Raw genomic sequence first — 6,725 nt, 5'->3', positions numbered from 1 at the left:
GCGTTTCTCGGTTTAATGAGGTACACCCGTAGGGGCACGGCAGTGCCGTGCCCCTACAACCCGCCATATAATTTTGTACCTCACCTGAGTGGGAATCGCTATATTTATAGTTTTTCTGATGCAGTTGGTCTTAGAAAGAGTCCGGCAAATGCAGACAAAAGAAATGAATCAGATAAAACACTATAAACAATAATTATGACTAAAAAAATTATTTCTAACAATTTTTTTATATGAGGAAGTATTGTCTTTATCCATTTACTAAAGTAATAAACTGTAAAACAACCAACAATATCAGCACCAATCCGTACAAAATATTGACTCCAACTGAAATTAGTTGAGACTAGCAGTGGTAAAAAAATATAAAAAGCAAATAGTATACTAATTGGGTCATCAAAACTAGTTTTTCTCGTAAGTCGATAGAGTAAGCTTTCATTTTCTGAGTTGATGCACTAAATTATTACCGTACCTCCTAAACCTGCAATATGCTGTATGTTAGAGCCTCCTTCATTCTAGAGTGTCCAGAGCGTTGATAATGAGATATTGCTCTTCTGTCGGTTCCATCAGTAGTTATCCTCTAGATTGACCATTGGCAATTCTAAAGTAAAAATAAACTATTCATACATAAGATTGCAAATTTGTCTACAATATAAATAAGAGTTCGCAGTAAGCCGATTCGCCTCTATTCAATGGCATACATATGTGGACATAGACAGGAAAAAAATATTCCGGAACAATTTCGGTAACGTTGCGTCATTTATAAGTCTCGCCCTTGATTTATTTCGGCTTATCAGCAGTATAAATATGTCAAGGAACAATAAGCTCAAATTCTGTGTCAGAGAAACTCTTTTACTTTCGGAATATGCCTATAGACAGGTTTAAAAAGTTTTAGAAACAATCTCAGTAAATCGACGTCATTAAACACATGATAAAAACAAACGGAAACCCTCTTATGACTCGCCTTAATCGATGGAAGTATGCAACGGCTGCACTCATGTCAATGGCAATTAGCACGGGTGCTATTGTCCCCATGTTTGTATCCACACCTGCAAGCGCACAACGCATTTATGGTCAATCAAGATCGGTATCTATTCCTCCGGGAGTAACATTTCCTGTAGCTTACGAGAAAGACAAAGTTGTTGTTACTCCTGGAGAAACTGTACCCTTAACACTGACAGTTGCAACCAACATTATTGATAGCGGCAGAAATGTATTAGTTCCTGCGGGAACTCAAATTGTCGGACAGTTGCAACCAGTAACTAGAAACGGTCAAAAAGCTGTTCAATTCGTTGCCCAAGAGTTAGTTTTTGCTTCTGGTCAGCGTCAGTATATAAATGCTTCTTCTCCGGTAATTACCAGAACTGAAAAAATCAGCAAAGGAGCGGATACAGGTAGAATTTTAACAGATGCAGCGATTGGTGCGGGTGCTGCGAGTGCGATTTCACTAATTACAGGCGATCGCAAAATTCAAGCCTTAGAACCGATTGGTGGTGCGGCAGCTGGTGCAGCTGCAAGCGTGCTGTTGCGGAAAAAGCAAACTGATGTCTTCGTTCTCAAGCCAGAACAAGATTTGAATGTGACTCTGCGTTCTAATTTGGTACTATCCCGCAGCAATTACTAGGCTTGAGTTTAGTTAAGCCGTGACTTTAATTATTTGTAATGAGCGATCGCACACACATGTTGAAGTGGCGATCGCTTAATTTTTTCACTTAAGCACAAACCTAGAACCCCGGTTTCTCAAAGAAACCGGGGTTCTCGCACAGCCGCAACTTTTACCGCGCACTCGTACTGTTACTTTCCAGTAGATTAAGGTATGCTGTCAGTCAGTTAAGCGACATCATAAATGAAGTGCGATACTTATCAATAGTGAAAACCTGATTGTTGCCAAAGCTAGATATGATTGGCTTTCACGACGTTTGCGCGGAGATTGAATTTAAATTAATAAAGAGTAAAAAAAATTATTTTTTTCCGCAACTATTTTTTCAAGGGCACGTCTTACTGAATATCAAGGATTGTTTAAATACTTATGTCATTGGTGAGACTGCTCATAAGTGAGTAGTTTGTCATGCTTAAACGTGACTATCTCAAAAAGCAATTAAATAAACTTGATTTAACTGGGTGCAAATAGCCTGGAAGTTGGCTAAAAAATAGCAATATTATTACCTTATAGCCAACTCAAACTATTGGCAAAAGTCAGAAATGGTTTGGAACTATTTATCTGAAAAATTGTCTTACTAATTAACAGAAAAAAACAGAATTGGTGGGGAGGACGGATTCAATGTTTAGTTTAAATAGCTGGAAACAAAGCACAGCTGCACTGATGAGTTTGAGCGTAACAGCAGGTACTGTAGCACCCTTCATTTTACCTGCTCCATCATTTGCTCAAACAACTTTTTCTGATGTTAACTCTAACTATTGGGCAGGAGAGTTTATTCAAAAATTATCACAGCGAGGCGTTATCGCTGGCTTTCCTGATGGTACATTTCGCCCAGAAGAACCAGTAACCCGCGCTCAATTCGCCGCAATGGTTCGCAAAGCTTTCCAAAAAGCGCCAAAACGGGAAGCAACCAAATTCTACGATGTAGCTAGCAATTACTGGGCGTACACCGCCATTCAAGAAGCTTATACCACTGGTTTCTTATCAGGATATCCCGGCAATCGCTTCGAGCCTAACCAAGCTATTCCTCGGCAACAAGTTTTAGTTTCTCTCGCCAATGGTTTAGAATATTCTGCTAGCAGTGATATTCAAAGCACTCTGCAATATTACAACGACGCTTCTAATATCGCTGGTTATGCCCGCAGTCCGATCGCAGCAGCAACCGAAAAGCGAATTGTTGTCAACTATCCTAATGTTAACTTCCTCAATCCTACCCAAACCGCCACACGAGCACAAGTAGCAGCTTTTATCTATCAAGCGTTGGTTAGCACCAATCAAGCTTCCGCAATTAACTCACCTTACATCGTCGCAGCTCAATCGACTACTCCCACACCTGTAGCTGTAAAAATTCCTCAAGGAACAGCTATTCCTATCAAGTACGACAAAGCAGAAAAAATCCTCGTCACCAAGGATGAAACAGCACCTTTGACACTCACAGTAGCGCAAAATGTGGTAACACAAGAAGGAACTATTGTAATTCCCGCTGGCAGTCAAGTTGTCGGTCAACTGAAACCAGTTAAAGGTGGTTCTCAATTCGTTGCTCAGAAATTAGTTTTACCTTCAGGTCAAGAGTATCAAATTAACGCTACTTCAGAAGTAATTACCAAAACCCAAACAGTTAAAAAGGGCACAAGTGCTTCGGCAATTATTAAGAATACCGTACTCGGCGCAGGTGCCGCTGCTGCCGTCTCTGCTGTCACAGGCGATCGCGCGATCGGTACAGAAGAAGTGTTGGGTGGTGCTGGTATCGGCGCCTTGATTGGTCTATTCTTTGGTAAAAAGAGCGTTGACTTAATCGCAATCGACCCAGACACCGATTTACAAATGACAATCAATCAAGACTTTCAAGTTTCACTTAAATAGTTAGTGGGTAGTGGTAAACAACGATCAACGATAGGATTCCTATTTGATTTTTGAACAAAATTAGGTACTGTAGGGTGCGTTAGGATGAAATCCGTAACGCACCATTCGCTTCTGATTTGGTGCGTTACGAGAAGTGCTAACACACCCTACGTAAAAGCTAAAATCTTTTGAATGCAAGGGCTTCAAGCTTTTAAATTTGGCTCTAAACCCATAGCTCAAAACCCTTATTCTGCGGGCGTTATAAAAAAATGTGAAGGTATTGACTGATTTAAATATTATGAAAACACCTGATTATGGCAATATTTCCAGGCTTATTTCTCATACCTGACTAGAAGATCCCAGAGATAGATATCTGGATCGTCATGCTCGATATCCTCTTTCAGAACGTTAGCTAATGGTTCGGAATCCAAAAAATAAATCTCAAAATTTAGTCGTTTAAAACCTGCTTCTTTAAAGATGCGATTCAAACGCAATGGCGTATAATTTATCTGTCGATAATGCCAATCCCGTCCATGAATAGTGTTATGAGGTAAATTGATTAAGCCTTCTGTTACCCAGTAAGCGTGGGGTTTACTTAAATGAGCAATTTCTAAGGGACAAAAGATGGTGGGCAAAAAACCGTAAAGCTTGCCTCCTGGCTTGAGAACCTTGGAAAATTCTTGTATCATCTGACGATTGATTTCATCCTCACCGGAGACAACTCCAGCAACAATTATGACGTAATCAAATTTTTCTTTCCAATCTGGTCTTTCTGCCGTTAATTTTGTAGAGTCAACTTCTTCAAAAATTAATTGCTGAGTGTTGAGTCTGGAATCTCCAGCAGCGTTTTTCCAAAATGATTGTGCTTTTTCAATTGCCATCCCGGAAAAATCAGTACAATAAATTTGTCCAATCTCTGGACAAAATTCTAGTAATGTCTTCTGAAGATAAATTTCAGAGCCACAGGCAGGAATCAGAACTTGTATTTCGGGAGAATTGGGAATATCAAAGCAGGAAGATTGATTAAAAGGACGGATTAGTGCTTTGCAAATGTCAGGGTCTTGTGTGAGGCTGAAAGCATTTTCGGCATAATCTTTATGGTTTTCATTCCACTGAGCTTTCTCTTCTTCAAGAGATTTTGAGGCAAGGCGATGGGAAGATGGAATTAGCCATTTTGAATCATTTGTATTTGTCATAAAACTCTACTCCAAGATACTCAATACACGTCAAATCTGTTATTAGGAATGGGCAAGCTCTGCAAAATCGTTATTTGCTCTATGACTCTGTTGCCAAAGCGTAGCATAGAGTCCTTTTTGTTCTAGCAAGTCTGCATGACGACCTGATGCAACAATACGTCCGTTTTCCAGCACAAAAATCTTATCCGCACGCAACGCATGAGTGATGCGGTGGGTAATCATCATTACTGTACATTCCTTGGCAATGCGATCGATGGTGGCAAGAATACCCGCTTCTGTTGCTGGATCTAGGGCTGATGTGGCTTCATCGAGAATCAGAATGCTTGGATCTCTTACTAGCGCTCTCGCGAGGGCAATTCTTTGGCGCTGTCCTCCCGATAATTTTCCCCCTCTGTCGCCAACAGGGGTATCGTAGCCTTCAGGTAAGGTAAGAATAAAATCGTGGATTTCTGCGGCTTTGGCTGCGACTTCTACTTGCTCTTCAACTGCACAAATTTATGAAACTCGCTGCACCCGATAAAACCAATCCAAATATCTGCCCTTCTTCCAGCAGAAGTGGATAGGTATTGTCTAGTTGCTTCACCACACCAGTCTTTTCTTCTAAAATAGAGCATGATATAATATTTATCGCTATTCTGCATTAGGTGTATAGTTATGAGTCCTTTGACATTAAATCTAGACACCGTTCACCTAACAGACGAACAGTTCTATCAGTTATGTCAAAATAACCACGAGTTGAATTTTGAACGTACTACCAAAAGACAATTAATTATTATGTCACCCGTTGGGGGAGAAAGTGGCAATCGAGAAGCTGACTTAATTATTGATCTCGGAATTTGGAATCGCCAAACACAACTCGGTTACACCTTCAGTTCTTCTACTATATTCAAATTACCCAATGGTGCTGACCGTTCCCCAGATGCTGCTTGGATTAAACATCAACGATGGGAAGCACTTACACCTGAACAAAGACGCAAATTTCCCCCCATTGCACCCGATTTTGTCATTGAATTAAGGTCAGCAACAGATGATTTGGATATGTTGCGTTCCAAAATGCAAGAATATATGGATGCAGGGGTGCAATTGGCATGGTTAATTAACCCCCAACAGCAACAAGTGGAAATTTATCGTCAAAAACAAGATGTAGAAGTGCGAAATCTACCCACACAATTATCAGGTGAAAATGTATTGCCAGGATTTAGGTTGAGTCTATCTTGTTATTAAGATTTGCAAGTGCCGCTAAACCTACACTATCTGTCCACACTTTCCCAGGCAGCAGAAAATACTCTATAAATCTTCGTAGGTGCGCTTCATTAAAATAACCTGCGTAGGCAGGTTTTGTGTGCGTCACTGCGATTAGAAATCGCCAGGGCAGAATAAAATTTAACTTCTCAGATATACTCTGACCAATATCTTGAATCTTTTCTATTTTCTCGCCATCAGATTGAGCATCCACCACCACAACCTTTATCTCTGGAATAGATAGCATTGCTGCTTGGGGTTCTTCATCAATAACAATTTGATGCACATACACATTTTTATTTGTCTCCAAATCGACCCCCTCAAATTCCTTCGGTGTCGGGGAGACCATAGTGGGGTGTAGAGAGGTTTCATGAAACGTCTCTACATTAGACTTCCTATCCTCACCAACAAAATCTTGATTATATTGCTGTTTTAAAATTGCCCGTGCTTGAGAAACCCGTTTGCGGACATTATCGTAGGAAATATTCAGTTTTTCCGCAATTTCTTTATATGAAAGTTCTTCTTTAAAGTGCAGGATAAAAGTCTCTCGCAGTTTAGAGGGTAACTCATCAATAGCAAGGTAAAAAAAATTTTCTAGTTCTTGCTGCATAGCAGCAAGAACTGGTGTTTCTTCTGGGCTAACTAATTCCTGTTCATATTCAAAAGCCATTACTTCCAAACTCTCAACCTCAGTAAACCAAAAAGTTTTCTCCTCAGGGCGATCGCTAAAAAATTTTGTAGTAGATGATACTTTTTATTCAGCAAATATTGAACCAGCAAGACTAGGATTG

7 protein-coding genes and 1 pseudogene are annotated in these 6,725 nt (G+C 40.1%); 4 read left to right on the top strand and 4 right to left on the bottom strand.

Going from position 1 to position 6,725, the window contains the following annotated elements; all coding sequences use genetic code 11:
- The 3 genes from AABK37_RS39430 to AABK37_RS39420 all read left to right on the top strand — a co-directional run.
- On the top strand, nucleotides 1-186 hold a 186-nt coding region (locus AABK37_RS39430; protein WP_432556838.1), incomplete at its 5' end, for a hypothetical protein.
- Between the two features lie 763 nt (nucleotides 187-949).
- On the top strand, nucleotides 950-1,618 hold the full coding sequence (locus AABK37_RS39425; RefSeq protein ID WP_432556837.1) for a conjugal transfer protein TrbI: 669 nt from the start codon (nucleotides 950-952) through the stop codon (nucleotides 1,616-1,618).
- A gap of 657 nt (nucleotides 1,619-2,275) precedes the next feature.
- Nucleotides 2,276-3,517 carry an S-layer homology domain-containing protein gene (locus AABK37_RS39420; RefSeq protein WP_432556836.1) on the top strand — a complete coding sequence of 414 codons (1,242 nt, stop codon included), beginning with the start codon at nucleotides 2,276-2,278 and terminating at the stop codon, nucleotides 3,515-3,517.
- 311 nt (nucleotides 3,518-3,828) lie between these two features.
- On the opposite strand, the gene AABK37_RS39415 is transcribed toward AABK37_RS39420, so the two are convergent.
- From AABK37_RS39415 to AABK37_RS39405, 3 genes and pseudogenes are all read right to left on the bottom strand, one after another.
- Nucleotides 3,829-4,692 carry a class I SAM-dependent methyltransferase gene (locus tag AABK37_RS39415; RefSeq protein ID WP_432556835.1) on the bottom strand — a complete coding sequence of 288 codons (864 nt, stop codon included), beginning with the start codon at nucleotides 4,690-4,692 and terminating at the stop codon, nucleotides 3,829-3,831.
- A gap of 42 nt (nucleotides 4,693-4,734) precedes the next feature.
- Nucleotides 4,735-4,917, bottom strand: a complete 183-nt coding sequence (locus AABK37_RS39410) for a hypothetical protein (RefSeq protein WP_432556834.1) — start codon at nucleotides 4,915-4,917, stop codon at nucleotides 4,735-4,737.
- Between the two features lie 81 nt (nucleotides 4,918-4,998).
- Nucleotides 4,999-5,187: pseudogene (locus tag AABK37_RS39405) on the bottom strand (ATP-binding cassette domain-containing protein); the annotation flags it as partial.
- Nucleotides 5,188-5,346: 159 nt separating this feature from the next.
- Here AABK37_RS39405 and AABK37_RS39400 point away from each other — a divergent pair.
- The gene (locus tag AABK37_RS39400; protein ID WP_432556833.1) at nucleotides 5,347-5,916 is read left to right on the top strand and encodes a Uma2 family endonuclease; all 570 of its coding nucleotides are present in this window, start codon (nucleotides 5,347-5,349) and stop codon (nucleotides 5,914-5,916) included.
- Here AABK37_RS39400 and AABK37_RS39395 read toward each other — a convergent pair.
- Nucleotides 5,891-6,604, bottom strand: coding sequence for an RNA polymerase sigma factor (locus AABK37_RS39395; RefSeq protein WP_432556832.1), 714 nt, complete (start codon nucleotides 6,602-6,604; stop codon nucleotides 5,891-5,893). The two genes, AABK37_RS39400 and AABK37_RS39395, sit on opposite strands and share 26 nt — an antisense overlap.
- Nucleotides 6,605-6,725: the final 121 nt, after the last annotated feature.

It is taken from the genome of Tolypothrix sp. VBCCA 56010 (assembly GCF_050875635.1).
Classification (GTDB): domain Bacteria; phylum Cyanobacteriota; class Cyanobacteriia; order Cyanobacteriales; family Nostocaceae; genus Hassallia.
The sequence above is the reverse complement of the archived record's forward strand: the minus strand, read 5'-3'. Positions and strand labels throughout refer to the sequence as shown.

Coding starts and splice junctions, on each gene's coding strand:
- AABK37_RS39425 (WP_432556837.1), top strand. CDS start 950: ATGACTCGCCTTAATCGATGGAAGTATGCAACGGCTGCACTCATGTCA.
- AABK37_RS39420 (WP_432556836.1), top strand. CDS start 2,276: ATGTTTAGTTTAAATAGCTGGAAACAAAGCACAGCTGCACTGATGAGT.
- AABK37_RS39415 (WP_432556835.1), bottom strand. CDS start 4,692: ATGACAAATACAAATGATTCAAAATGGCTAATTCCATCTTCCCATCGC.
- AABK37_RS39410 (WP_432556834.1), bottom strand. CDS start 4,917: ATGATGATTACCCACCGCATCACTCATGCGTTGCGTGCGGATAAGATT.
- AABK37_RS39400 (WP_432556833.1), top strand. CDS start 5,347: ATGAGTCCTTTGACATTAAATCTAGACACCGTTCACCTAACAGACGAA.
- AABK37_RS39395 (WP_432556832.1), bottom strand. CDS start 6,604: ATGGCTTTTGAATATGAACAGGAATTAGTTAGCCCAGAAGAAACACCA.